At 66.9% G+C, this 25468-nt stretch carries 26 protein-coding genes and 1 tRNA gene; 3 read left to right on the top strand and 24 right to left on the bottom strand.

Translation table 11 applies throughout. The annotated features are described in order from the left end of the window. Positions 1-152 precede the first annotated feature (152 nt). From HCU64_RS10480 to HCU64_RS10565, 18 genes are all read right to left on the bottom strand, one after another. Positions 153-497: a DUF1467 family protein gene (locus HCU64_RS10480; protein ID WP_442785949.1), complete on the bottom strand. Its 345-nt coding sequence runs from the start codon at positions 495-497 to the stop codon at positions 153-155. Continuing rightward, positions 494-898 carry a methylmalonyl-CoA epimerase gene (gene mce / locus HCU64_RS10485; RefSeq protein ID WP_233383808.1) on the bottom strand — a complete coding sequence of 135 codons (405 nt, stop codon included), beginning with the start codon at positions 896-898 and terminating at the stop codon, positions 494-496. The genes HCU64_RS10480 and mce overlap by 4 nt, the downstream gene beginning before the upstream one ends. Before the next feature lie 111 nt (positions 899-1009). Beyond that, positions 1010-2683, bottom strand: coding sequence for a ribonuclease J (locus HCU64_RS10490; protein WP_233383809.1), 1674 nt, complete (start codon positions 2681-2683; stop codon positions 1010-1012). Between the two features lie 18 nt (positions 2684-2701). After that, complete coding sequence (locus tag HCU64_RS10495; RefSeq protein WP_233383810.1) at positions 2702-3481, bottom strand: biotin--[acetyl-CoA-carboxylase] ligase; 780 nt, start codon at positions 3479-3481, stop codon at positions 2702-2704. Positions 3482-3485: 4 nt separating this feature from the next. Continuing rightward, positions 3486-4928: an NADH-quinone oxidoreductase subunit NuoN gene (gene nuoN / locus HCU64_RS10500; RefSeq protein ID WP_233383812.1), complete on the bottom strand. Its 1443-nt coding sequence runs from the start codon at positions 4926-4928 to the stop codon at positions 3486-3488. Further along, a complete protein-coding gene (locus tag HCU64_RS10505; protein WP_233383814.1) occupies positions 4925-6460 on the bottom strand; it encodes an NADH-quinone oxidoreductase subunit M in 1536 nt (511 codons plus the stop codon). Before HCU64_RS10505 ends, nuoN begins: the two co-directional genes overlap by 4 nt. Continuing rightward, positions 6460-8517: an NADH-quinone oxidoreductase subunit L gene (nuoL, locus tag HCU64_RS10510; protein WP_233383816.1), complete on the bottom strand. Its 2058-nt coding sequence runs from the start codon at positions 8515-8517 to the stop codon at positions 6460-6462. Before nuoL ends, HCU64_RS10505 begins: the two co-directional genes overlap by 1 nt. Before the next feature lie 49 nt (positions 8518-8566). After that, a complete protein-coding gene (nuoK, locus tag HCU64_RS10515) occupies positions 8567-8875 on the bottom strand; it encodes an NADH-quinone oxidoreductase subunit NuoK (RefSeq protein ID WP_183503545.1) in 309 nt (102 codons plus the stop codon). 2 nt (positions 8876-8877) lie between these two features. Further along, on the bottom strand, positions 8878-9498 hold the full coding sequence (locus HCU64_RS10520) for an NADH-quinone oxidoreductase subunit J (RefSeq protein ID WP_183502728.1): 621 nt from the start codon (positions 9496-9498) through the stop codon (positions 8878-8880). Between the two features lie 120 nt (positions 9499-9618). Continuing rightward, positions 9619-10107, bottom strand: a complete 489-nt coding sequence (gene nuoI / locus HCU64_RS10525) for an NADH-quinone oxidoreductase subunit NuoI (protein WP_183502730.1) — start codon at positions 10105-10107, stop codon at positions 9619-9621. Between the two features lie 25 nt (positions 10108-10132). Then, positions 10133-11155 carry an NADH-quinone oxidoreductase subunit NuoH gene (gene nuoH / locus HCU64_RS10530; protein ID WP_183502732.1) on the bottom strand — a complete coding sequence of 341 codons (1023 nt, stop codon included), beginning with the start codon at positions 11153-11155 and terminating at the stop codon, positions 10133-10135. Between the two features lie 7 nt (positions 11156-11162). After that, entirely contained in the window at positions 11163-13244 is a 2082-nt protein-coding gene (nuoG, locus tag HCU64_RS10535; protein WP_233383818.1) for an NADH-quinone oxidoreductase subunit NuoG, read from the bottom strand. A 34-nt stretch (positions 13245-13278) separates the two neighbouring features. After that, positions 13279-14580 carry an NADH-quinone oxidoreductase subunit NuoF gene (gene nuoF / locus HCU64_RS10540; RefSeq protein ID WP_233383819.1) on the bottom strand — a complete coding sequence of 434 codons (1302 nt, stop codon included), beginning with the start codon at positions 14578-14580 and terminating at the stop codon, positions 13279-13281. Between the two features lie 4 nt (positions 14581-14584). Further along, the gene (gene nuoE / locus HCU64_RS10545; protein ID WP_233383820.1) at positions 14585-15883 is read right to left on the bottom strand and encodes an NADH-quinone oxidoreductase subunit NuoE; all 1299 of its coding nucleotides are present in this window, start codon (positions 15881-15883) and stop codon (positions 14585-14587) included. A gap of 18 nt (positions 15884-15901) precedes the next feature. Next, positions 15902-17092, bottom strand: coding sequence for an NADH-quinone oxidoreductase subunit D (locus HCU64_RS10550; protein WP_233383821.1), 1191 nt, complete (start codon positions 17090-17092; stop codon positions 15902-15904). Positions 17093-17101: 9 nt separating this feature from the next. Further along, entirely contained in the window at positions 17102-17764 is a 663-nt protein-coding gene (locus tag HCU64_RS10555) for an NADH-quinone oxidoreductase subunit C (protein ID WP_233383822.1), read from the bottom strand. Positions 17765-17769: 5 nt separating this feature from the next. Next, entirely contained in the window at positions 17770-18357 is a 588-nt protein-coding gene (locus tag HCU64_RS10560) for a NuoB/complex I 20 kDa subunit family protein (RefSeq protein ID WP_233383823.1), read from the bottom strand. Between the two features lie 37 nt (positions 18358-18394). Continuing rightward, a complete protein-coding gene (locus HCU64_RS10565; RefSeq protein WP_147044803.1) occupies positions 18395-18760 on the bottom strand; it encodes an NADH-quinone oxidoreductase subunit A in 366 nt (121 codons plus the stop codon). 368 nt (positions 18761-19128) lie between these two features. Here HCU64_RS10565 and HCU64_RS10570 point away from each other — a divergent pair. Next, positions 19129-19205, top strand: a tRNA-Asp gene (locus HCU64_RS10570). A 211-nt stretch (positions 19206-19416) separates the two neighbouring features. After that, on the top strand, positions 19417-19920 hold the full coding sequence (locus tag HCU64_RS10575; protein ID WP_233383824.1) for a CAP domain-containing protein: 504 nt from the start codon (positions 19417-19419) through the stop codon (positions 19918-19920). Positions 19921-20001: 81 nt separating this feature from the next. Here the strand turns inward: HCU64_RS10575 and HCU64_RS10580 are convergent, their stop codons facing one another. The 6 genes from HCU64_RS10580 to HCU64_RS10605 form a co-directional block, all read right to left on the bottom strand. Then, complete coding sequence (locus HCU64_RS10580) at positions 20002-20646, bottom strand: DedA family protein (RefSeq protein WP_233383825.1); 645 nt, start codon at positions 20644-20646, stop codon at positions 20002-20004. A gap of 70 nt (positions 20647-20716) precedes the next feature. Beyond that, positions 20717-20923, bottom strand: coding sequence for a hypothetical protein (locus HCU64_RS10585; RefSeq protein ID WP_233383826.1), 207 nt, complete (start codon positions 20921-20923; stop codon positions 20717-20719). 306 nt (positions 20924-21229) lie between these two features. After that, positions 21230-22030: an ATP12 family chaperone protein gene (locus HCU64_RS10590; protein WP_233383827.1), complete on the bottom strand. Its 801-nt coding sequence runs from the start codon at positions 22028-22030 to the stop codon at positions 21230-21232. A gap of 40 nt (positions 22031-22070) precedes the next feature. Then, the gene (locus tag HCU64_RS10595) at positions 22071-22769 is read right to left on the bottom strand and encodes an HAD-IA family hydrolase (protein WP_233383828.1); all 699 of its coding nucleotides are present in this window, start codon (positions 22767-22769) and stop codon (positions 22071-22073) included. A gap of 34 nt (positions 22770-22803) precedes the next feature. Continuing rightward, the gene (locus tag HCU64_RS10600; RefSeq protein ID WP_233383829.1) at positions 22804-23280 is read right to left on the bottom strand and encodes a hypothetical protein; all 477 of its coding nucleotides are present in this window, start codon (positions 23278-23280) and stop codon (positions 22804-22806) included. Positions 23281-23436: 156 nt separating this feature from the next. Beyond that, on the bottom strand, positions 23437-24858 hold the full coding sequence (locus HCU64_RS10605; RefSeq protein ID WP_233383830.1) for an RluA family pseudouridine synthase: 1422 nt from the start codon (positions 24856-24858) through the stop codon (positions 23437-23439). Positions 24859-25006: 148 nt separating this feature from the next. On the opposite strand from HCU64_RS10605, the gene HCU64_RS10610 reads away from it, so the two are divergent. Next, positions 25007-25468 carry a VOC family protein gene (locus tag HCU64_RS10610; RefSeq protein WP_233383831.1) on the top strand — a complete coding sequence of 154 codons (462 nt, stop codon included), beginning with the start codon at positions 25007-25009 and terminating at the stop codon, positions 25466-25468.

The following is a 25468-nucleotide window of genomic DNA, read 5'->3' on the forward strand; positions in this document are numbered from 1 at the left end:
TGAGCGAGCGCCGGTGGCGCTCGTCAGTCCGCGATCGAGGGCTTGCGCAGGCAGGCCGCGATGGCGGCGGCCGATCCTGGGGTGAACCCTCGCGTGAGAGTTGCGGGCTGCCAGGCCGCGATGTCGCCATCGCGCCGCCCGAGTTCGACGCGCTAGAGCCGCGCGAGCGGGAAGACGACGATGGCGATGAAGAAGGCGACGGCGGCAGCCGCCGTCGTGATGAGCGCCTTCTCCCGCAGCCGCGGACTCGCAGGGGCGCCCGGATCCTGTCCCGGCACGATCCGCTCTGGATCGCTCTCGGCGTGGTTTCCGAGCGGCAGGACCGCGAACAGGAAGGTCCACCACAGCACGAAGTACAGGGCCAGCGCGCCGAACACCGTCAGGTCGAAGCCCTTCACGGCCACCAGGACGATGGCCGCGATGGCGACGACGAGGACGACGAGCGTCCTCAGCGTCGAGGCAGTGACCGACAGGAACAAGGCCTTCACGGGGTTCAGACCTGCTCGAGCTCGACCAGGGTGCCGAGGAAATCCTTCGGGTGCAGGAAGATCACCGGCTTGCCGTGGGCGCCGATCTTCGGCTCGCCCGTGCCAAGCACGCGCGCTCCCTGCGCCTTCATCTTGTCGCGGGCGGCGATGATGTCCTCGACCTCGTAGCAGACATGGTGGATGCCGCCGGCCGGGTTCTTGTCGACGAAGCCCTGGATCGTCGAGTTCTCGCCGAGGGGCGACATCAGCTCGACCTTGGAATTCGGCAGCTCGACGAAGACCACTGTGACGCCGTGCTCCGGCTGCGGCAGCGGCTCGGTGACCTTGGCGCCGAGCGTGTCGCGGTAGATCGCCGTCGCCGCGTCGAGATCCTTCACCGCGATGGCCACGTGGTTGAGCCGGCCGATCATCGTCTTTCTCCCTCTCAAGAATTCAGCGGAACCTACAGCCCCTCTCTCCTGTGCGGGAGAGGCTGGCCCGCGAGGCCCCCTCCCCCGATAGGGGGAAGGGTCGATGCCGGGTCAGACCTCCACCACCTGCACGTGGCAGGCGGGCTTCTTGCCCCAGACGTCGTTGAGCGCCGAGCGGATCGCGCGGTCGACGGCGTTCTCGACCGCCTCGGAGTCGCGGCGCTTGCCAGCCGGCAGCCCCGAGAGGGTGCGCGCGACGGTGTCCACCACCGTGTCAATCAGCGGCTCGCCATCGCGGCCACGGTTGGGCATGCCCATGATGTCGACGGCCGGCGTGCCGAGGACCGTGCCACGGGCATCGATCGCGATGGCCACCGAGACGACACCGGCCTGGGCGAGCTTGCGGCGCTCGGGGACGGCGCGGTCCTTCGCATCGATCAGGACGTTGGCGTCCTTGTACAGGCGGCCGGCCCGGACATGCTCGATCACCTCGGGCTTGCCGGGAGCGAGGCGGATCAGGCTGCCGTTGCGGGCCTTCACCACCGTGTCGACGCCCTGGGCGCGAGCGAAGCGGGCATGCTCGTCGAGGTGCAGCGCCTCGCCATGCACCGGGATCGCGGCCTTCGGCCGGGTCCAGGCATACATCGCGGCCATCTCGTCGCGGCGCGGGTGGCCGGAGACGTGGACGAGTTCGGTGCGGTCGGTGATGACCTCGACGCCCATCTCGATCAGGTCGTTGATGATGGCGCCGACATCGCGCTCGTTGCCCGGGATCGCGCGCGAAGAGAAGATCACGCGATCGCCTGCCGTCAGCGAGACGGCGGGATGATCCTCGCGGGAGACGCGGGACATCGCGGCGCGCGGCTCGCCCTGCGAGCCGGTGAGCAGGCAGACCACCTTCTCGCGGGGCAGGTGGCTGAAAGAATCGCCGGGGAGAATGTCCGGCAGGCCGTCGAGGTAGCCGCATTCCTTCGCGACATCGATGACCCGGTCCATGGCTCGGCCCACCGCCAGAACCTGACGGCCACAGGCCTGCGCGGCCTCAGCGACGGCGCGGATGCGGGCGACGTTGGAGGCGAAGGTCGTCACCGCGACGCGATGCGGTGCTTCCTCGATCAGGCGCTTGAGGGTCGCCGCGACCTCGGCTTCGCTCGGGGAGCGGCCCTCACGCACGACGTTCGTGGAGTCGCAGATGATCGCCAGGATGCCCTCGTCGCCGAGCGCGCGGAAGGCGTCGGGCGAGGTGATGTCGCCGGCGACCGGCGTGTCATCGAGCTTCCAGTCGCCTGTGTGCAGCACGAGGCCGTGCTCGGTGCGGATGGCGATGGCATTCGACTCGGGGATCGAGTGCGAGACCGGCACGAACTCGATCTCGAACGGACCGACCGTCACGCGCTGGCCTGGCGTGATCTGCTTGAGCGTCACCTTAGGCGCGCCGGGCTCGGAGAGGCGGCGCGTCTCGAGAAGCTGCTTGGCGAAGCGCGTCGCATAGACCGGCGCCTTCAGCTTCGGCCACAGCTCGGCGATGGCGCCGATATGGTCCTCGTGGGCGTGAGTGATGAAGATGCCGAGCAGATCCTGGCGGCGCTCCTCGATGAAGGTGAGGTCCGGATACATCAGCTCGATGCCCGGCAGGCCTTCCTCGCCGGCGAAGCCCATGCCGCAATCGACCATGATCCATTTGCGGCTCTTCTCGGGTCCGATCCCGTAGAGTGCCGCGTTCATGCCGATCTCGCCCACGCCGCCGAGCGGCACGAAGACGAGCTCGTCCTGCCGTGAAGTCATATTCCTGTCAGTCCAACATCAGGCCGCCGTCGCGGCACTTCCAAAGTGCACCTCACCCGCCGTCACGGTATGCGTCTGTCCATCCGGGGCGAGGATGATGAGCCGCCCCCCCTCATCGATTCCGTCGTGAAGACCATGAAGCGTCCCGTCGGGCAGGCGCACCGTCACGGGCGCCCCGATCCCGGCCGCGCGCTGTAGCCAGCGCTGCCGGACGCTCGAAAATCCGTGCCCCTTGTTCCAGATCCGGGCCGCTTCCACAAACCGACGTGACAGCGCAGCCAAGAGGTCGGCGGCGTCCGCATCACAACCCAGCGAAGCAAGGGATGTCGCCGCATACGGCAATCCGTCCGGCGCCGCCAGCACGTTGACGCCGAAACCGACGACCACCGCGCGCTTGCCCGCAGCTTCCAGCAGGATGCCGGCGAGTTTTTCGTTGTTTGCCAGGACGTCGTTCGGCCATTTGAGGCGAAACGTGTCTTCGCTCGCATGCGACGCCGCGACGTCATCGAGCGCGTTCACCAGCGCCAGCCCGGCGACGAACCCGAGCGTCGCGACCTGCTCGGGAGCGATGCCGGCGACTGGCCAGAGCAAGCTCGCGGCGAGATTGCCCTCGCGGGAGACCCAGGCCGCCCCGCGTCTTCCCCTGCCCTCGCTCTGGCGTTGCGCGACGATCCAGAGCGGCCCGGCCTCGCCGGCCTCGGCCTGGGCCAAGGCCTCGGAATTGGTCGAGCCGAGGGTGTCGTGGGCGTGCAGCCGATGCCCCGCCTCACGCGCCTCGGGGCTCAGGCGGAACCCCATCCGCTCAGAACAGTGACTTCGCAGCCGCACCCGCAGCGGCCACGAGGGGCGCCGGCACCAGGAAGAACAGCACCACGAGGGCGCTCGACAGGCCGAGCACGATGCGGATGCCCGGAGGCATCGGCTCGTAGGCGTCGCGCGGCTCGTCGAAGTACATCACCTTGACGACGCGCAGGTAGTAGAAGGCGCCGACCACGCTCGTCACCACGCCGATCACCGCCGTCGTCACGAGCCCCGCCTTGATGGCGGCGGCGAACACGTAGAACTTCCCGAAGAAGCCCGCGAGCGGCGGGACGCCGGCCAGCGAGAACATCATCGCGGCGAGGCAGAAGGCCAGCCAGGGATGGGTACGCGAGAGGCCCGACAGGTCGTCGATCGTCTCGAACATCTGGTTCTTGCGACGCAGCGCGAGCAGCACCGCGAAACCGCCCAGCGTCATCGCCAGATAGATCAGCATGTAGACGATGACGCCGCGCACGCCCTCCTCGGTGCCGGCCGCGAGACCGATCAGCGCGTAGCCGACATTGCCGATGGAGGAATAGGCGAGCAGTCGCTTGATGTTCTTCTGGCCGATCGCGGCGAAGGAGCCGAGCGCCATCGAGGCAATCGAGACGAAGATGATGATCTGCTGCCAGATCGCGGTGACGTCCGGGAAGGCGCCGATGAAGACGCGCACCGTCATGGCCATGGCGGCCATCTTCGGTGCCGAGGCGAAGAAGGCCGTCACCGGTGTCGGCGAGCCCTCGTAGACGTCGGGCGTCCACATGTGGAACGGCACGGCGGCGAGCTTGAAGCAGACACCGGCCGCGATGAACACGATGCCGAGCACGATGCCGAGGCCCGTCGAGTCGCTGCTCAGCGCGGTGACGATGCCCGGGAAGGAGACGGTGCCGGTGAAGCCGTAGACCAGCGAAGCGCCATAGAGCAGCATGCCTGAGGACAGAGCGCCGAGCACAAAGTACTTCAGGCCGGCTTCGGTCGACTTCACGTCGTCGCGGTGGAAGGCGGCGATGACGTAGGCGGCCAGCGACTGCAGCTCGAGGCCGAGATAGAGCGAGATCAGGTCGTTGGCCGAGGCCATGACCATCATGCCGATCGTGCAAAGCAGGATCATCACCGGATATTCGAACCGGTCGATGCGCTCGCGCTGGAAGTAGTCGCGCGACAGCAGGATCGTCGCGGCCGATCCGATCAGGATCAACGCCTTCATGATCCGCGAGAAGTTGTCGGAGATGAACGCGCCCGACAGCGTCGTGATCTTGCCGTGGCCGGAGACAACCACGAAGAAGGTCAGGATCAGCAGGATCAAGGCGCCGACATTCACGCCCTCGGTCGAGCGCTCGCCGCGGAAGGCGCCGTACATCAGGAGCGCCATCGCCCCGAGAGCCATCATGATCTCGGGCAGCAGCGGGCCGATGGTCGGCATCACGGAATGAAGATGGGTCATCGCGCGGCGATCTCGGCCTTGCCCGCGGCCGCGCGCTCGGCGGCCTGCGTGTTGGACAGGGATGTCTTCATGCTGGTCATCAGCGCCTCGGTAGAGGGCGCGAAGGCGTCGAGCACGGGCGAGGGATGAACGCCGTACCAGATCGTCAGCGCGACCAGCGGCGCGATGATGATCTTTTCGCGCAGATCCAGATCCAGGATGCCCTGGAGGTTCGGCTTCTCGAGCTTCCCGTAGATCACGCGGGCATAGAGCCAGAGCGCGTAGCCGGCCGAGAGGATGATGCCGAAGACCGAGAAGAAGGCGACCATCGGGTTGGCCTTGAAGGCACCCATCATCGACAGGAACTCGCCGACGAAGCCCGACGTGCCCGGCAGGCCGACATTGGCCATGGTGAAGACCATCATCGCCGCCGCGTAGAGCGGCATGCGCTTCACGAGGCCGCCATAGGCCGCGATCTCGCGGGTGTGCATCCGGTCGTAGACCACGCCGACGCAGAGGAAGAGCGCGCCCGACACGATGCCGTGCGAGATCATCAGGAACAGGGCGCCCTGGATGCCCTGCTCGTTCAGCGTGAACAGGCCGAGCGTCACGAAGCCCATATGCGCCACGGACGAGTAGGCGATCAGCTTCTTGATGTCGGTCTGCATCATCGCGGTGAGCGAGGTGAAGATGATCGCGATCACCGAGAGGGCGAATACGAAGTTCGCGAAATAGGCCGAGGCATCCGGCAGCATCGGCAGCGAGATCCGGATGAAGCCGTATCCGCCCATCTTCAGCAGGATGCCGGCCAGGATCACCGAGCCCGCCGTCGGCGCCTCGACGTGCGCGTCGGGCAGCCAGGTATGAACCGGCCACATCGGCATCTTCACCGCGAAGGAGGCGAAGAAGGCGAGCCACAGCCAGGTCTGCATGTGGACCGGGAAACGGTGCGTCAGCAGCGTCGGAATGTCGGTGGTGCCGGCCTGCCAGTACATCGCCATGATGGCGAGCAGCATCAGCACCGAGCCGAGCAGCGTGTAGAGGAAGAACTTGAAGCTCGCGTAGATGCGCCGCTTGCCGCCCCAGATGCCGATGATCAGGAACATCGGGATCAGGCCTGCCTCGAAGAACAGGTAGAACAGCACCAGGTCGAGGGCGCAGAACACGCCGATCATCGTCGTCTCGAGGACGAGGAAGGCGACAAAATATTCCTTCACGCGGGTGTCGATCGAGCGCCACGACGCCCCGATGCAGAACGGCATCAGGAAGGTCGTCAGCAGGATCAGCGGCATCGAGAAGCCGTCGACGCCGAGCTTGAACTTGATGGTCTCGGCGAGCCAGCCGTGGGTCTCGACGAGCTGGAAGCTCGGGCTCGCGATGTCGTAGCGCGACCAGGCAGCCAGCGAGAGCAGGAAGGTGACGATCGTCGTGATCAGCGCGGCCCAGCGGGCATTGCGCTTCACGGCTTCGGTCTCCTCACCGAGGGTGAGGATGAAGGCCGCGCCGCAGAGCGGGACGATCAGGAGGCCGGAGAGGATCCCGAGGCCGAGCATCAATGGGCTCCCCCGGCAACGCCGGTCAGCATGTACCAAGTGATGAGGCCGGCGACGCCGACCAGCATGACGAAGGCGTAGTGGTAGACGTAGCCGGTCTGCAGCCGCACGACGCCGCGGGTGACGTCGACGACGCGAGCCGAGATGCCGTCGGGGCCCATCCCGTCGATGATCCGGCCGTCACCTTCCTTCCAGAGGAAGAGACCGAACTTCTTGGCCGGGCGGACGAAGATCGCGTCGTAGATCTCGTCGAAGTACCACTTGTTGAGCAGGAATTGGTACAGAGTCGGCTGCTGCTTGGCCAACTGACCAGGCAGTTCCGGCCGGCGGATATACATCCAGAAAGCCAGCACGAAGCCCAAGGTCAGCATGATGGCCGGCGAGAGCGAGACCCAGGTCGGCGCCTCGTGGATCTTGTGCATGATGTGGTCTGCGGAATGCGCCAGGGCATGTCCCCAGAACGCGTCCATGTCGTGCCCGATGAAGCGATCCTTGAAGATCAGGCCGGCGAAGAGCGCGCCGAAGGCGAGGATCGCCAGCGGCAGCGTCATCACGATCGGGCTCTCGTGCGGCGTGTGATCGTGACCATGGCCGTGATCGTCATGGGCATGGTCATCATGCGCAGCGGCTGCGTGACCATGCGCATCGGCGTGAGCATGGTCGTCATGGGCGTGGTCGTCATGCCCATGGGCGCCGTGCTGCGTGGCCCAGCGCGCGGGGCCTTCGAAGGTCATGAAGAACAGGCGCCAGGAGTAGAACGAGGTCATCAGCGCGGCGATCACGGTGGCGAGGAACGCCAGAACGTGGCCCGGGCGGTCGGACATGTAGGCCGCCTCGATGATCGCATCCTTCGAGTAGTAGCCTGCCGTGAAGGGGAAGCCGATCAGCGCGAGGGTGCCGATCGTCATCATCGCCGTGGTGAAGGGGATGAATTTCCGCAGCGCCCCCATGTGCCGCATGTCCTGCTCGTGGTGCATCGCGTGGATGACCGAGCCGGCTCCGAGGAACAGCAGCGCCTTGAAGAAGGCGTGGGTGAAGAGGTGGAACACGCCGGCCGAATAGGCGCCAACGCCAAGCGCCACGAACATGTAGCCGAGCTGCGAGCAGGTCGAATAAGCAATGACCCGCTTGATGTCGTTCTGCACGAGGCCGACGGTCGCCGCGAAGAAAGCGGTGATGCCGCCGATCACCGTCACCACCGAGAGGGCGACGGGCGCCAGCTCGAAGAGCGGCGAGAGCCGGGCGACCATGAACACGCCGGCCGTCACCATGGTGGCGGCATGGATGAGCGCGGAGACCGGGGTCGGGCCTTCCATCGCGTCCGGCAGCCAGGTGTGCAGCAGGAACTGCGCCGACTTGCCCATGGCGCCCATGAAGAGCAGCAGGCAGGTCAGCGTCAGGGCGTTCCAGTCGTAGCCGAGGAAGTGGAAGGTCGCGTCCTTCAGCTCCGGCGCGTTCGCGAAGATCGCATCGAAGGAGACCGAGCCAGTCAGCACGAAGACCAGGAAGATGCCGAGCGAGAAGCCGAAATCGCCGACGCGGTTGACGATGAAGGCCTTCATCGCGGCGGCATTGGCAGAAGGCTTTTCGTACCAGAAGCCGATCAGCAGGTAGGAGGCGAGACCGACACCCTCCCAGCCGAAGAACATCTGAACGAGGTTGTCGGCCGTCACCAGCATCAGCATGGCGAAGGTAAACAGCGACAGGTAGGCGAAGAAGCGCGGCCGGTGCGGATCCTCCTCCATGTAGCCGACAGAGTAGAGGTGCACGAGCGTCGAGACGGTGGTGACAACGACCAGCATCACGCAGGTCAGCGTATCGACCTTGAAGGCCCAGTCGACGGTGAGATCACCGGCCGAGAACCACTGCGCGACCTGCACACGCTCGGCATGACCATGGTCGCCGGTCACCAGGAAGAACGCGCCCCAGGCGAGCAGGCAGGCGAAGGCGAGACAGCTCGTCGTCACGTACTCGCTGAGCCGCGCGCCGATATAGCGGCCGAACAGGCCGGCGATGATGGCGCCGATCAGGGGGAAGAAGACGATGGCGTGATACATGGTTCTGTGCGGCCTCGCAGCAGGCGGACGAAGGGGCGACCGGGGCGGGTCAGCCTTTCATCATGCTCACGTCCTCGACGGCGATGGAGCCGCGGTTCCGGAAGAAGACGACCAGGATGGCCAGGCCGATGGCGGCCTCCGCCGCGGCCACGGTCAGCACGAACAGCGCGAAGACCTGGCCGGTGATGTCGTCGAGATGGGTCGAGAACGCCACCAGGTTGATGTTCACGGCGAGCAGGATCAGCTCGACCGACATCAGAATGACGATGACGTTCTTGCGATTGATGAAGATGCCGAGCACGCCGAGCGTGAACAGGATCGCGGCAACCGTGAGGTAGTGGCTGAGGCCGATCATGATGCTTAGACCTCCACGCCCTGACGGGAGGGCACCTTGCGCGTCTCCACGGCCATGGCCTGCGTGCGTGCGTTCTGGACGGCGATATTCTGGCGCTTGACGCCCGGCCGGTCGCGCAGGGTCAGCACGATGGCGCCGATCATCGCGACGAGCAGCACCAGCCCGGCGATCTGAAAGAAGTAGGCGTAATCGGTGTAGAGCACGCGGCCGAGCGCCTGGGTGTTGGTCAGGCCCTCGCTCGCGGCAGTCTGGCCGATCGGGGTGCGCACGATGCCCGGATCGATCGCCCAGGAACCGACCACCAGAATCAGCTCGATGGCGAAGATGGCGCCGATCAATCCGCCGATCGGCAGGTATTGCTGGAAGCCCTGACGAAGCGCCGCGAAATCCACGTCGAGCATCATCACGACGAACAGGAAGAGAACCGCGACCGCGCCGACGTAGACGACCACCAGGATCATCGCGAGGAACTCGGCGCCCATCAGCACGAAGAGCCCCGCCGCGTTCACGAAGGCGAGGATCAGGAACAGCACCGAGGTCACGGGATTGCGCGCGGCGATCACCATGAATCCGCTGGCGATCGCGAAGCCTGCGAACAGGTAGAAGAAGGCGGCGGCTGCAGTCATGCGGTGATCAGGTCAGCCGCTGAAACAGCGGCTCCTTCTGCCTTGAAGCCAACGGCCTGCGGGAAGCGGGCCGTCTATAAAACTCGGGTCTGCGGCGCACAACCGGCGCGCCGCCATGCATCAGCGGTAAGGCGCGTCGATCGCGATGTTGCGCGCGATCTCGCGCTCCCAGCGATCGCCGTTATCGAGGAGCTTCTGCTTGTCGTAGAGCAGCTCCTCGCGGGTCTCGACGGAGAACTCGGAGTTCGGACCCTCGACGATGGCGTCCACCGGGCAGGCCTCCTGGCACATGCCGCAATAGATGCACTTCACCATATCGATGTCGTAACGGGTGGTGCGGCGCGTGCCGTCGTTGCGGCGCGGGCCAGCCTCGATGGTGATGGCCTGGGCCGGGCAGATCGCCTCGCAGAGCTTGCAGGCGATGCAGCGCTCCTCGCCGTTGGGGTAGCGGCGCAGGGCGTGCTCCCCCCGGAAGCGAGGGCCGCGATGGCCCATCTCGAACGGGTAGTTGATCGTGGCCTTCGGCTTGAAGAAGTACTTCATGGCGAGGATGAACCCCGACACGAACTCCCTCAGCAGGAGACCTCTGGCGACCTGATCGAGCTTCATGCTCGGATCTCCAATACTTCTGCGGTCATGCCCCCGGCGCGAGGCCGGTGAGCTTGAGGACGAAGGCGACGACGACGACCGAGACGAGCGAGAGCGGAAGGAAGACCTTCCAGCCGAGCCGCATGAGCTGGTCGTAGCGGTAGCGGGGCACCATGGCCTTCACCATGGCGATCATGAAGAACAGGAAGCTCGCCTTCAGCGCGAACCAGATCAGGCCCGGCACCCAGGTGAAGGGCGCGAAGGGAATCGGCGAGAGCCAGCCGCCGAGGAACAGCACGGTTCCGAGCGCGCACATGGTCATGATCGCCACGTACTCGCCGAGCATGAACAGCAGGTAGGGCGTCGAGGAGTACTCGACCATGTAACCGGCCACGAGCTCCGATTCGGCTTCGGGCAGGTCGAAGGGCGGGCGGTTCGTCTCGGCCAAAGCCGAGATGAAGAACACCACGAACATCGGGAACAGCCAGAACCAGTACCAGCCGAACAGGCCGAGTGAGGTGTCCTGCGCCATGACGATGCGCGAGAGGTTCAACGAGCCGGCGCAGAGCAGCACGCAGATGATCACGAAGCCGAGCGAGACCTCGTAGGAGATCATCTGCGCGGCCGAGCGCAGGGCGCCGAGGAAGGCGTATTTCGAGTTCGACGCCCAGCCGCCCATGATGACGCCGTACACGCCGAGCGACGAGATCGCGAAGATGTAGGTGATGCCGACATTGATGTCGGCGATGGCCCAGCCATCGGCGAGCGGGATCACCGCCCAGCTCGCCAGCGCCAGGGTGGCGAAGACCATCGGCGCGAGCAGGAAGATCGCCTTGTTGGCGCCGGCCGGGATTACCGGCTCCTTGATCACGAACTTGATCAGGTCGGCGAAGGACTGGAACAGGCCGAAGGGGCCGACGACGTTCGGGCCGCGGCGGAGCTGCACCGCCGCCCAGATCTTGCGGTCGGCGAGCAGCGCGTAGGCGATGAAGACCAGCAGCGCCGAGAGCAGAACGAGGCTCTTCAGCGCGGTCAGGGCGACGAGGCCGACGGTTTCCCAGAAGGTCATGGGGTCCTCACTCGGCCGCCTGGAGCGTGCGCCCGTGGGCGACGCTCGAACATTCCGCCATCACGCGCGAGGCGCGGGCGATGGGGTTCGTCATGAAGAAGTCGGCGAAGGCAGGACCGAAGGCATCCTTGCCGAGGCTTCCGCCGAGTCCGGCCAGCGCATCGACCGCCTTCACGACGTCGGCCGTCTCGACCGCATCGACTCCAGCAAGATGCGGATGCGCGGCGTAGAGCGCGCGGCGCAGGGCAACGAGCGAGTCGAAGGGCAGCTTGTGGCCGAGCACGTCCGACAGGGCGCGCAGGATCGCCCAGTCCTCGCGAGCATCGCCCGGCGGGAAGCCGGCGCGGTTGGTCATCTGCACGCGGCCTTCCGTGTTCACGTAGGTCGCGGATTTCTCGGTATAGGCGGCGCCCGGCAGGATCACGTCGGCACGCATCGCGCCACGGTCGCCATGCGTGCCCTGGTAGATCACGAAGGCCCCTGCCCCGACCTCGACTTCGTCGGCGCCGAGGTTGAACACCACGTCGAGGGCGCCCGGCGCAGTGATGCCGGCGAAGTCGAGACCGCCCTCGCCCGGCACGAAGCCGAGATCGAGCGCGCCGACGCGAGCGGCAGCCGAATGCAGGACGGCGAAGCCGTTCCACTCGGGCTTCACCGCGCCGACGCTCTTGGCCAGCGCGGCGGCGGCGGCGAGGACCGCGGCACCATCGGCGCGCGACAGGGCGGCGCTGCCGATGATGACGAGCGGCCGCTCGGCCTTCGACAGGGTCTCGGCGAAGCTGTGCTTGCCGGCGGCGAGGTCTGACAGCGTCTCCGGCCCGGCGCCGAGATAGAGGTGCGGATAGGTCAGATCGACCTCTTCTCCGATGACGCCAACCGCGAGCGGCGCCATGCGCCAGCGCTTGCGGATACGGACGTTCAGAAGCGAGGCCTCAAGGCGCGGATTGGTGCCGACGAGCAGGATCGCGTCGGCCTCTTCGATGCCCGGAATGGTCGGGTTGAAGGTGTATGCGGCGCGGCCCCAGACGGGATCGATCTTTTCGCCACCCTGGCGGCTATCGATATTCGGCGTGCCCAGCGAGCCCATCAGCTCCTTGAGTGCGAAGATCTCCTCGACACCGGCGAGATCGCCGACGACGGCGCCGATCTTCTTCGGGTCGGCGTCCTTCATCTTGGCGGCGATGGCCGAGAAGGCCTCACCCCATGAGGCCGGGCGCAGGCGGCCGTTCTCGCGCACGAAGGGACGATCGAGGCGCTGCATGCGCAGGCCGTCGACGATCTGACGGGTCTTGTCGGAGATCCACTCCTCGTTGATCTCTTCGTTGACGCGCGGATTGATCTGCATGACCTCGCGGCCGCGCACGTCCACGCGGATCGCCGAGCCGACGGCATCCATCACGTCGATGGAATCGGTCTTGGTCAGCTCCCAGGGGCGGTTGTTGTAGCTCTGGGGCTTCGGCACCAGCGCGCCCACGGGGCAGAGGTCGGCGACGTTGCCCTGGAGCTCCGAGCCCATGGCGTTCTCGAGGTAGCTCGTGATCTCCATGTCCTCGCCGCGGCCGATGGCGCCGAGATCCGGCACGCCGGCGACTTCCGCAAGGAAGCGCACGCAGCGGGTGCAGTGGATGCAGCGGTTCATCGCCGTGCGCACCAGCGGGCCGATGTACTTCTCTTCGACCGCGCGCTTGTTTTCCTTGTAGCGCGTCGAGTCGACGCCGTAGGCCATGGCCTGGTCCTGCAGGTCGCAATGGCCGCCCTGGTCGCAGATCGGGCAATCGAGCGGGTGGTTGATGAGGAGGAACTCCATCACCCCCTCGCGGGCCTTCTTGGTGAGGCCGGAGCGCGTCAGCACCTCCGGCGGCTCACCGTTCGGGCCAGGACGGCAATCCTTCACCGCATAGGCACAGGAGGCGACGGGCTTCGGCGCGCCCTTCAGCTCGACGAGGCACATCCGGCAATTGCCGGCGATGGACAGGCGCTCGTGGAAGCAGAAGCGCGGGATCTCCGCACCCGCGACCTCACAGGCCTGCAGGAGGGTGAATTCGGCCGGAACATCGACCTCGGTGCCGTCGACGAGAAGCTTTGTCATCGGGTCATCTCGGAATGGTCGCGCAGCATCGTCCTCACTCCGCCGCCATCGGGACGGCATCGGAATGCGGGTTGGCGCTGTACTGGTCGATGCGCTTCTCGATCTCGGGGCGGAAATGCCGGATCAGGCCCTGGACGGGCCAGGCCGCGGCATCGCCGAGCGCGCAGATCGTGTGTCCCTCGATCTGCTTGGTGACCTCGAACAGCATGTCGATCTCGCGCTTCTGAGCGCGGCCGGCGGACATGCGCTGCAGGACGCGCCACATCCAACCGGTGCCCTCGCGGCACGGCGTGCACTGGCCGCAGCTCTCGTGCTTGTAGAAGTACGAGATGCGCGTGATCGCCGAGACGATGTCGGTGGACTTGTCGAGCACGATCACTGCCGCGGTGCCGAGGCCGGAGCCGAGGTTGCGCAGGGTGTCGAAATCCATCTTGGCGTCGATGATCTGCTCGGCCGGCACCAGCGGCACCGAGGAGCCACCGGGGATCGAGCAGAGCAGGTTGTCCCAGCCGCCGCGCATGCCGCCGCAATGCTTGTCGATGAGCTCACGGAAGGTGATGCCCATCTCCTCTTCGACGTTGCACGGCGTGTTGACGTGCCCCGAGACGCAGAACAGCTTGGTGCCGGTGTTGTTCTTGCCGCCGAGGCCCGCAAACCAGGCGCCGCCACGACGCAGGATGGTCCCGGCGACGGCGATCGACTCGACATTGTTGACGGTCGTGGGGCAGCCGTACAGGCCCATATTGGCCGGGAATGGCGGCTTCAGCCGCGGCATGCCCTTCTTGCCCTCGAGGCTCTCGATCAGCGCCGTCTCTTCCCCGCAGATGTAGGCGCCGGCACCGTGATGGACGTAGATGTCGAACGGATAGCCGTGGATGTTGTCCTTGCCGACGAGCCGGGCCTCGTAGGCCTCGTCCACCGCGCGCTGCAGCGCGAACTTCTCGGCGACGTATTCACCTCGCAGATAGACGTAGCAGGCATGGGCGCCCATCGCGAAGGAGGCAAGCATGCAGCCCTCGATCAGGAGATGCGGGTCGTGCCGCATGATCTCCCGGTCCTTGCAGGTGCCCGGCTCGGACTCGTCGGCATTGACGACGAGGTAGTGCGGGCGCCCATCGGACTTCTTGGGCATGAAGGACCACTTGAGGCCGGTCGGGAAGCCCGCGCCGCCTCGACCGCGCAGACCCGAACCCTTCATCTCGTCGATGATCCAGTCCCGGCCCATTTCGAGCAGGAACTTGGTGCCGTCCCAGGCGCCACGCTTCTTCGCCGCGTCGAGATCCGGCGAGTGCAGGCCGTAGAGGTTGGTGAAGATGCGATCCTGATCGGAGAGCATGGCCTCAGCCCTTCTTTCCGGCGAGAACGGCCGCCTGGCCGACCCAGTCTTCGCGGTCGATGCGGCCCGGGAAGGCGAGATACGCGCCGACCCAGGCGATCTCCGGCGCGGACCACGCTGCGATCTGGTCGAAATGCCAGACGCCGAGATCGTTCAGGCGGCGGTTGTTCACGGGGCCGATGCCCTTGATCTTGGTGAGGTCGTCGGGCCGGTTGTCGCGCGCCGCCTCGATGCCCGTGGGACGCGTGCCGGCCGCATTGGCCCGCTCCTCGGGGCTCTGCTCTTCGTGCACCGCATCGTCCGCGCCGGAAGCGACCGGCTGTTGCGGCGGCTCGGTGCGCAGCGTGACGTCGTCCTCGACCGCTTCCTTGTCGGCAGCGGTCTTGGCGGCGCCGTCGGAGATCTTCGGGGCGCCGACCTGATCGGCGACCTGCGGCGAGGCCGGCGAGACGCCGGGGGTGCCTTTGCCATCGGCCTTGACGGGGGTCTCGCCGCCAGCCGCGCGTTGAGCGGGAGCGTCGACGGCCGGGCTCTCGGTGGCGCGGCCCGCATCCGGCTGCGCCGGCTTGGGATCGTCCTTGGCGCGGGCTTCCGTCGAGGCGGCCTCGTCCTTCTTGACCGCCGCGTCGCCCTTGTCGTCGCCACCCTGAGTCTGCTCGAAGCGCTTGCGCCACGCGCCGACGCGCGATCCGTCGAACAGGGTCGGATCGGTCAGGGTGTTGATCGAATCCTTGGGCTCCGAGGAGGTGCGGCCGGTCTGCGACCCGATCTTCACCGGGCGACCCGCGGCGAGATCGTCCATCAGCGTGTTGAGGCTCTGAGGGGTCAGGTCCTCATAGTAGTCCTGGTTGATCTGGACCATCGGCGCATTGCAGCAGGCGCCGAGGCACTCGACTTCGAGCCAGGAGAAATTGCCGTCCGCCGAGACATGGCCCTGCGGCCCGAGGCGGTCATGCAGGGTCTGCTTGAGCTCACGCGCGCCGCAGCTGTCGCACGGCACCGTGCCACAGAGCTGGATCCAGAACCGGCCGACCGGCTCCAGGGCGAACATCGTGTAGAAGGTCGCGACCTCGAGCACGCGGATATGCGGCATGCCGAGCTGGTCGGCGACGGCCTCGATGGCCTTCTGCGGGAGCCAGCCGCCATTCTGCTCCTGCGCCTTCCAGAGCAGCGGAATCACGGCCGAGGCCTGGCGGCCTTCCGGATACTTCTCGATCTGGCCGCGGGCCCAATCCGCGTTCTCGGGAGAGAACGCGAAGCTCTCGGGCTGTTCGGCGGCGGGGGCTAGCCTGCGGTTCGCCATGACGTCTCGGCTGTCCTCTCAGCGGTCCACTTCGCCGAACACGATGTCGAGCGTGCCGAGCACGCAGGACACGTCGGCGAGGAGGTGGCCGCGGCACATCCAGTCCATCGCCTGAAGGTGGGCGAAGCCTGGAGCGCGGATCTTGCAGCGGTAGGGTTTGTTGGTGCCGTCGGCGACGAGATAGACGCCGAACTCGCCCTTGGGCGCCTCGACCGCGGCGTAGACCTCGCCGGCCGGCACGTGGAAGCCCTCGGTGTAGAGCTTGAAGTGGTGGATGAGCGCTTCCATCGAGCGCTTCATCTCCCGGCGCGGCGGCGGCGCGAACTTGCCGTCGACGGCGGCGATCGAGCCCTGCCCGGCCGGCTCACGCAGCTTGGCCACGCACTGCTTCATGATCTTCACGGATTCCCGCATCTCTTCCATGCGGATGACCTGGCGATCGTAGGTGTCGCCGTTCTTTCCCACGGGGATGTCGAAATCCATCTCGTCGTAGCACTCGTAGGGCTGCGACTTGCGCAGGTCCCACGGAATCCCCGAGCCGCGCACCATCACGCCCGAGAAGCCCCAGGCCATGGCCTCGTCCTGCGTGACGATGCCGATATCGACGTTGCGCTGCTTGAAGATGCGGTTGGCCATGACGAGGTCGTCGAGATCGTCGACCACCTGCAGGAACGGGTCGCAGAACGCCTCGATGTCGTCGATCAGCGCCGGCGGCAGGTCCTGGTGAACGCCGCCCGGGCGGAAGTAGTTGGCATGCAGACGAGCGCCGGATGCGCGCTCGTAGAAGATCATCAGCTTCTCGCGCTCCTCGAAGCCCCAGAGTGGAGGCGTGAGCGCGCCGACGTCCATCGCCTGCGTGGTGACGTTGAGGAGGTGCGAGAGCAGCCGCCCGATCTCACAGAACAGGACGCGGATCAGTTGCGCCCGGCGCGGCACGGTGATGCCGGCCAGCCGCTCGATCGCGAGGCAGAAGGCGTGCTCCTGGTTCATCGGCGCGACGTAGTCGAGCCGGTCGAAATAGGGCGTCGCCTGCAGGTAGGTCTTGTGCTCGATCAGCTTCTCGGTGCCGCGATGGAGCAGGCCGATATGCGGGTCGACGCGCTCGACCACCTCGCCATCGAGCTCCAGCACCAGGCGCAGCACGCCGTGCGCGGCCGGGTGCTGCGGGCCGAAGTTGATCGCGAAATTGCGGATGTTGTGCTCAGCCATCCTGCGACCTCAGCTCGACTTCTTCTCGTCCCCCGGCAGCACGTAGTCGGTGCCCTCCCAGGGAGACAGGAAGTCGAAATTGCGGAACTCCTGCACGAGCTTGACCGGCTCGTAGACCACGCGGCCCTCGTCCTGGTCGTAGCGGACCTCGACGAAGCCGGTGAGCGGGAAGTCCTTGCGGAGCGGGTGCCCCTCGAAGCCGTAATCGGTCAGCATCCGGCGCAGGTCCGGATGGCCCGAGAACAGGATGCCGTAGAGGTCGTAGGTCTCGCGCTCGTACCAGTTCGCGGACGGGAAGACCGAGATCACCGAGGGCACCGGCGTGGTCTCGTCGGTCAGCACCTTCACGCGGATGCGCGCGTTATGGCGCAGCGAGAGCAGGTGATAGACGACGTCGAACCGGCGATCGCGCTCGGGATAGTCCGCGCCGCAGATGTCGATGAAGCAGCGGAACGAGCAGTTCGGATCGTCGCGCAGATAGGTCAGCGCGTAGGCGATGTCCGAGCCCTGCACGGTCAGCGTCAGCTCGCCGAAGGCGATCTTGGCCTCCGTGACGGCGGGGCCGAGAGCCGCGCCGATGCGCTCGGCCATGGCCTTCAGCGCCGCGTCACCCTGCGCGACCTCGATGGTCGAGCGCAGCGTGATGCCGTTGGTGGTGACGGGCTCTGCCATGCTGCTCACCGCTCGATCGTGCCGAGACGGCGGATCTTCTTCTGGAGAAGAAGCACGCCGTAGAGCAGCGCCTCGGCCGTGGGCGGGCAGCCCGGCACGTAGATGTCGACCGGGACGACCCGGTCACAGCCGCGCACAACCGAGTAGGAATAGTGATAGTAGCCGCCGCCATTGGCGCACGAGCCCATCGAGATGACGTAGCGCGGCTCCGGCATCTGGTCGTAGACCTTGCGGAGGGCGGGAGCCATCTTGTTGGTGAGCGTGCCGGCGACGATCATCACGTCGGACTGGCGCGGCGAGCCGCGCGGCGCGAAGCCGAAGCGCTCGCAATCGTAGCGCGGCATCGACATCTGCATCATCTCGACGGCGCAGCAGGCCAGGCCGAAGGTCATCCACATCAGCGAGCCGGTGCGGGCCCAGTTGATGAGCTCGTCGGCCGAGGTGACGATGAAGCCGCGATCGGCCAGCTCGTCGTTGATCGACAGGAAGGTCGGATCGTTCGCGCCGATCGGACGGCCGGTATTGGGATCGATGATCCCCTTCGGCGCCGGCGCGACTTCCGGGACGCGGTCGAATGTCGGGTTCAGGGCCATGTGCGCCTCTGATCGTGATGCGGATACGGGCGGTCGCTCAGTCCCACTCGAGCGCTCCCTTCCGCCATTCGTAGATGAAGCCGACGGTGAGCACGCCGAGGAACACCATCATCGACCAGAACCCGAACCAGCCGAGTTCGCCGAACGTGATCGCCCAGGGGAACAGGAAGGCGACTTCGAGATCGAAGATGATGAACAGGATCGCGACGAGGTAGAACCGCACGTCGAACTTCATGCGGGCGTCGTCGAAGGCGTTGAAGCCGCACTCGTAGGCCGAGAGCTTCTCCGGGTCGGGGGCCGAGTAGGCCACCAGGAACGGTGCCACGAGCAGCGCGACGGCGATGAACAGCGAGACGCCGATGAAGACGATGAGCGGCAGATAATCCGCCAGCAGCCCCGTCATGCGACACCTCCGAATCCCGGCGAAACCGACTTTGCTCACCCCGCGCGGGCGCGGCGCTCTGGAATTGATCAATTCCAGTCTGAGCACGGCGGAGGCTTAGACGAGCCCCCCCGGTGAAACAAGGGCGTTCCGCGCCGCACAAACGAAAGGTGATGGATGTAACCTGTGTCAGTGCCCGCAGGGGTCAGTGGGGCGAAACGGCACACGCGCAACGGGCGTAGAGTCGGCTCCTGCTGTCGCCATGCGTGGCCGACAAAGCGTCCCGTCAAAAACTCTCTCCACTCCGGCTCGGAGCGCCTTGACAGCAACGGTCGCGCGCCCCTAAACCCCGGCCGTCGCCGAGCAGCAGATGCGCCGGCGTGCCTTACGCGGGCGTAGCTCAGTTGGTTAGAGTGCCGGCCTGTCACGCCGGAGGTCGCGGGTTCGAGCCCCGTCGCCCGCGCCAGAGTTTTATCCTTCTCACTGTTGGAATGCATGCCAGACCTGCTCGGAGCAGGTCCGATGGACGCATTTGGCGGACCATCTCTCGACATTCCAAAGCGTGACTCAACCGTCACACCCGCATCGCAAGTCACGCTCAGCCGCCTTGCGCCCCGCTTTCGCCTCACCCTGACACGACTGCCTGCGCTGCGATTCCCCTTTCCGCGCAAGCCGTCATGCCTCTTTCGAAAACTGCCCGCTCGCTCGCCGCCGTGACGGCGCTGGCCACCCTCGCGCTCGCCGGCTGCGGCACCGGGACACCGATGCTCGACGGCGTCGGACCGGTCAGCCCCGTCATCCTCAACGAACAGGCCGCCGCGGCCGCGATTTCGAGCTATCGCGCGCAGCATGGCCTCGGCCCGGTCGTGCTCGATTCCAGCCTGATCAAGGCCGCTTCCTACGAGGCCGCCGCGAATGCGCGAGCGGGCCAGCTCAGCCACGAGAACGGCGGCAGCTTCGAATCGCGCATGGCGAGCGCTGGGTTCGGCCGCCGCTATGCCGCAGAGAATCTCAGCGCCGGGTCGGAAACCTTCGACCAGGTGCTCGGCCGCTGGAAGGCGTCGCCGGCGCATAACAGCAACATGCTGATGCCCCAGGCTCGGCGCATCGGCATCGCCCGCGTCGACGCGCCGGGCAGCCGCTACAAGCGCTATTGGGCACTGGTGCTGGCCGGCGACTGAACCGCCGAGCATCCCTCAAATGCAGAAAGGCCCGCCGCATCCCTGCGGCGGGCCTTTCTTATTCCGTGGGTCGATGAAGGCTCAGGCGGTGAGCGGACCGGGGATGGCTGCTTCGGCCTTCACCAGCAGCCGCTGCTCGTGGCGGCGCATGAACAGCCAGAGCGCGAGACCTCCGAAGATCACGAAGGCAAGGAGCGCGAGGCCGATCGGGCCAACGATGTGCTCGATCGAGCGCCCGCAGGAATAGGCGCCGAACCCCATGATCGAGGCCCAGGCCACGCCGCCGAGACCGTTCCAGATCATGAAGCGGCGCGCATCGAGCTTGTTCACGCCGGCGAGCACGGCCGCATAGGCACGCAGCATCGCGGTAAAGCGGCCGAAGAACACGATCGCGCCGCCATGCTCGCGGAACAGGTACTGCCCGAGCTTCAGCCGGCCATGGTCGAGCGCGATCATATGGCCGTGCTTGAGCAACAGCGGCATGCCCCAGCGACGACCGACCCAATAGCCGAGATTGTCGCCGATGATGGCGGCGGCTGCAGCAGCCGACACGATCAGAACGATGTTCAGGTTGCCCGTGCTTCCGGCATAGACCGCCGACGAGATCAGAATCGTCTCGCCCGGCAGCGGAACGCCGGCGCTTTCGAGCATGATGACGAAGAAAATTGCGAGGTAGCCGTAGGACGCGATGAGTTCCGTCACCGGCAACTCGTGGAGAAAAGACATGCAGGGCGACTCTGTGGTTCCGGTACGGCCAGTCTCGCGAAAAATGGGGCCATAGCGCGGCGCCGGCCCTTCACCCGGCTTTCGTGGCCTCCGTCGTGCCCTCGGACGATGCCTCCACAGACTCGGCAGCCGACGTCGTCTCCGCCGCTTGATCCTCGGTCGTGGCGGCCGGCGCGATCAGCGGGAACAGCTTGGCGATCGCTTCTGCAATCCCGTGCAGGACGGGGTTGGAGCGCGGGCCGCGATCCGGCGGGAGAAGGTGGCGCGTGTCGATCATCGTCGTCTAGCTCACGGCAGCGTATGCTTACGCTTGCCTGCCGGAAGATAAGTCGCGACGTCGCCGCAAGTTTCATCGACAAATCTCCCGAAGTGCGCCGCAGCACGCGCTTCAGTCTTCCCGACAAATCACAACGACATTGAACCGCAATCCAGTTCGAAACGTTGTCTGGAATCTGGAGGAGGCTCCCATGGCTCCACATACCGAGACCGTCGATACTGTCCCCGACGTCAGCAGCCCGAGATTATTCGGCCTCGCCCTGGTCGGCTCATTGGCGACGGTCGCGATGTATTGGGTGCTCGTCAGCTAGGACAGAGTAGCTGTTGCAGCCGCGGCCTCGAATTCGGCCTTCCTCGCCTGAAGCCGTGCCTCTGCATCCGCGTCCTGTCCCCAGACGCTCGCCTGGAAGATCTCGTCGACATGGGCGGCAGCCCAGGCCTGCTCGGCCGTGAGCCGCCCGTGCAGGACGGCGAGCGCGATGAGCAGTGAGCCCGTCAGCGTCGTCATGGTGTGGAGCGCCGCGAGCCGGAACGGCCCGTCGACTTTGCCGATCTGCGCACGCAAGGCAGCGATCGTCTCCTCCGGCTGGGTGACGTGCATCACACCCTCGGACAGCACCAGGCGGACACCGAGGTTGTCCCGCGCCCAGGCGACGATCGGATCCCAGGCTTCCGCCTGCGCAACGACGAGGCGCGGCGGATCGCCCGCGCGATAGGCGACGAGATCGGTTCCTGCATAGGCACCGAGATCCTCGGCGACCTCCTCGCGGCGGTCGGCCACACCGTCGATCGCGGAATTGGCGAGCCGCGTCAGCGGCATCCGCGCCGGATCGATCACCTCGGCCTGCGCCTGCCATTCGGCAGCGACACGCTCGGCCAGCGCCCGGATCGGCAACAGCAGGAGATTTCGCGCCGGGGTTCGGGCCGGGCGGCCGTCGAGAGTGAGACGGAAGCCGCCTTCGGCCTCGTCGAAGCCGGCCTTCTTGTAGAAGCGCTTCGGCAGGGTGGGCTTGCCGTGCCCGCGGGCGATCGCGTGCGGGTCGGGCGGCCGTACCTCGCCGGGCTCGCCGAGCCAGTCCCGGGTGACGTCGTTCTTCGGGTCGGTCATGGGCCGCCCTTAGGCGAATTCGTAGCTCGGCGCCACGCCGTCAGTGGTCCGCGATCTGATCGGCCAGGGAGCGCGAGGATTGATCGAGGGGCCGCGCGATGAGGTCGGCGAGGGCCGCCGCGCTCTCCACAACGGTGACGGCGCCTGCACCGAACAGCGCCCCCGTCGGGTGGTAGCCCCAGGCGACCCCGATCGCCGCGACACCCGCGCTCTTGGCCATGATCATGTCGTAGGTGGTATCGCCGATCATCACCGTTCGACTCGGGCTGGTATCGGCCTCCGCCATGGCGAGCCGCAGCATCGCCGGATCGGGCTTCGAGGGAGCGTCGTCGGCGGTCTGGATGGTGGTGAACCAGTCGTTCCAGCCATGCTTGTCGACGAGGTGGTCCACCCCGCGCCGCGACTTCCCCGTGGCGATCCCGAGTCTGACATCGGCGCGCGCATGCAGCGCCTCGACCAGTTCCCCCATGCCGGGAAACAGGGGCTCCTCGTAGGCCGGGTCGATCCGCAGGGCCTGGAACGCCCGCCGGTAGCTGTCGGACAGGGCCTCGATCGGCCCCGCCTCACCCACTAGCCTCTTGAACGCCTCAGGCAGGGACAGCCCGACGACCGAGAGCGCCTCCTTGCGGTTCGGTGCGATCAGCCCGTGCTCGGCGAAGGCGCGGGCCTGGGCCTCGACGATGAGGTGCTGGCTGTCGACGAGCGTCCCGTCGACATCGAAAACGACGAGCGTCACCACGGCGGCGCCGCGCCCGATCTCGCCAGGTCGAGTGTCATGGCCGCTTCACCGGCTGTTGCGGCTGAGTCTGCGGCTGCGGCGCAGCGGGCTTTGCCGGCGCCTGGTTCTGCGGCGGGTTGGGACGCGCCATCGGCTGGGGCGGCGTCTGCGGCTGTGCGGCCTGGCCCGTCGGCGCCTGCCCCGGACGGCGACGCTCGTAGCCGAGCTTGCATCGGATGAGGAAGCGGCGGCGCGCGCCTCCGCGCAGGCTGCGGTTATGCGATTCCCGGTTGCAGCTCGCATAGGACCGGCGGCGCTTCTCCGCGCCCCGGAGACCCGGGGACGCGCCGGCCCGGGCCGCCGTGGTCGGAGCGACGGGGGCGGTACCGGGCTGAGTCGCGGCGGCGCCCCCCTGCTGAGTGGGCGTGGATTGTGGCTGCGCGCTCGTTCCGCGCGCGAGAACCGGCGTACCGAAACCGCCAACGCCGACGAGCCCGGCGAGGGCGAGGCACATCAAGGTCACAACCCTCATCGATACGGCTCTTCCGGTGCGGCTACGCTGGCCAACCCACGCGGGTGCGGCGGCAGGGCCGGCGCACCGCTGTCGATCGGGCCATCAGAGAATAAGCCCCAAGCCGCCTTTGCCAAGGCGCAAGCGAGGTCGGAGCGGCCTCACGGTTCCCTATGCTCAGCTTTCGGGAGCCTCGACGATCGGATCGTAGCGTCCGGTCTCGAAGCCGAGGAGGTTCCAGCTTTGCGACATGTGCGGCGGCAGCGGCGCACTGACGTCCACCGGCACCCCCGTGCGCGGATGCGGGATGACGATCCGGCGAGCGAGCAGATGCAGCCGGTTCTGGATGCCGCCGGGCAGCTCCCAGTTCTCGACATCGAAATATTTCGGGTCGCCGACGATGGGGTGGCCGATATGGGCGGCATGCGCGCGCAACTGGTGCGTCCGTCCGGTCACTGGCTTCAGCGAGAGCCAGGCGAGCTTCTGCGCCGCCTGGTCGACGACGGCATAGTAGGTCAGCGCATGGCTCGCCCCGTCATCACCGTGGCTGACCACCTTCATGCGGGCATCCGCATCGGTGGGCTCGTCCTTGGCGAGGTAGGTCGAGATGCGTCCCTGGCGGGTGCGCGGCACACCGGCGGCGAGCGCCCAGTAGATCTTCCGGGCTGCGCGCGAGCGGAAGCTCTTCGCGAGCGTGGCCGCCGCGAGCCGCGTCTTGGCGATGATCAGGCAGCCGGCCGTGTCCTTGTCGAGCCGGTGGACGAGGCGCGGCTTCTGCCCGTCCTTGCCCGTCAGCGCCTCGAGCAGGCCGTCGACGTGACGCACGGTGCCGGAGCCGCCCTGCACCGCGAGGCCGATCGGCTTGTTCAGGATCATCATGTCCGCATCCTCGTAGAGGATCAGCGAACGCAGGAACTCGGCATCGTTCGCCTCGCGGGCCGCATTGCGCGGACGCTCGGTCGGCTCCTCGAGCTTGAGCGGCGGAACCCGGACGTTCATGCCGGGCTCGAGCCGGTCGTTCGGCTTCATCCGCTTTCCGTCGACACGAAGTTCGCCCTTGCGGACGATGCTCTGCACGCGGGTGAAGGGCAGTTGGGGGAACCGCGTGGTCAGGAAGCGGTCGATCCGCATCCCGGCCTCGTCCTCCTCGACCGTCAGGGTCTGCACACCGGAGGCGAGCGTCGCGGAGGCAGCGGCCCGCTGCTCGCGGCGTGTCGGACCCTCCGCAGGAGGCGCGGACGGGCGACTGCCGGCATCGGCTTTCTTGCGCGTGACGGGTTCGGCGAAGCTGCCGGGACCGGCCTTGGCCAGCGGCCGTTGAGTAGAGGTGCGGGGCTTCGCCGGCGCGGCGGCTGACTTCGCAAAGCCGGAGATCGGCTTGGGGGGCGCTTTCGCGGGCTTGGCGGCCTCGGCCGGGCCATCCCAAGGCGAGCGCTCGGAGGCGTCCTCCCCGCGATTGCGCGCAGCGCGGCGCGCCGCATCGAGCGCCGAGGTGCGCGGGCCTGTGCCCTCGCGCTTCGGCCATGCGGTGCCGGGGCGAGGGCCGCGGTTGCCCGCGCCCTTACCGGCCCCGCCGCGTTGTGGAGGTCTTCCCGTCATCGCTCGCTGCTAGCATCCCCTCGCGGGTGCGGGAAGCGATCAGCGCGCGGCAACGCGTTCCGAGCACCCGCGAAAATTCGCGCTGCCCCATGTCGGCAGCGGTTAAGTTCGCGCGTCCTCGGCAGGGAAACACCCGAGGGAGCCCGTCATGCCCACCATTACGCCGTGTCTCTGGTTCGATTCCCAAGCCGAGGAGGCCATGGCCTTCTACTGCTCGGTCTTTGCCAATTCGAAGAGCGGGCATCGAATGATGGTCGGCGACGAACCCAAGCGAAAGGCGCTCGCCACCTCGTGGGAGCTCGAAGGCCAGCGCTTCACCGCGATCAATGGCGGCCCGCATTTCAAGTTCACCGAGGCCGTCTCGTTCATGGTGACCTGCGACGACCAGGCCGAGGTCGACGATCTCTGGGACAAGCTCCTCGACGGCGGCCAGGCCTCGCGCTGCGGCTGGCTGAAGGATCGCTACGGCCTCTCCTGGCAGATCGTGCCGGCCCGGATGTTCGAGTTGTTCGATGATCCCGATCGCGCCAAGGCCAAGCGCGCGATGGATGCGATGATGGGCATGGTGAAGCTCGACATCGCCGCGCTGGAACGCGCCGCGGCCGGCTGA

This window comes from Methylobacterium sp. C25 (genome assembly GCF_021352225.1).
In the GTDB taxonomy this organism is placed as follows: domain Bacteria; phylum Pseudomonadota; class Alphaproteobacteria; order Rhizobiales; family Beijerinckiaceae; genus Methylobacterium.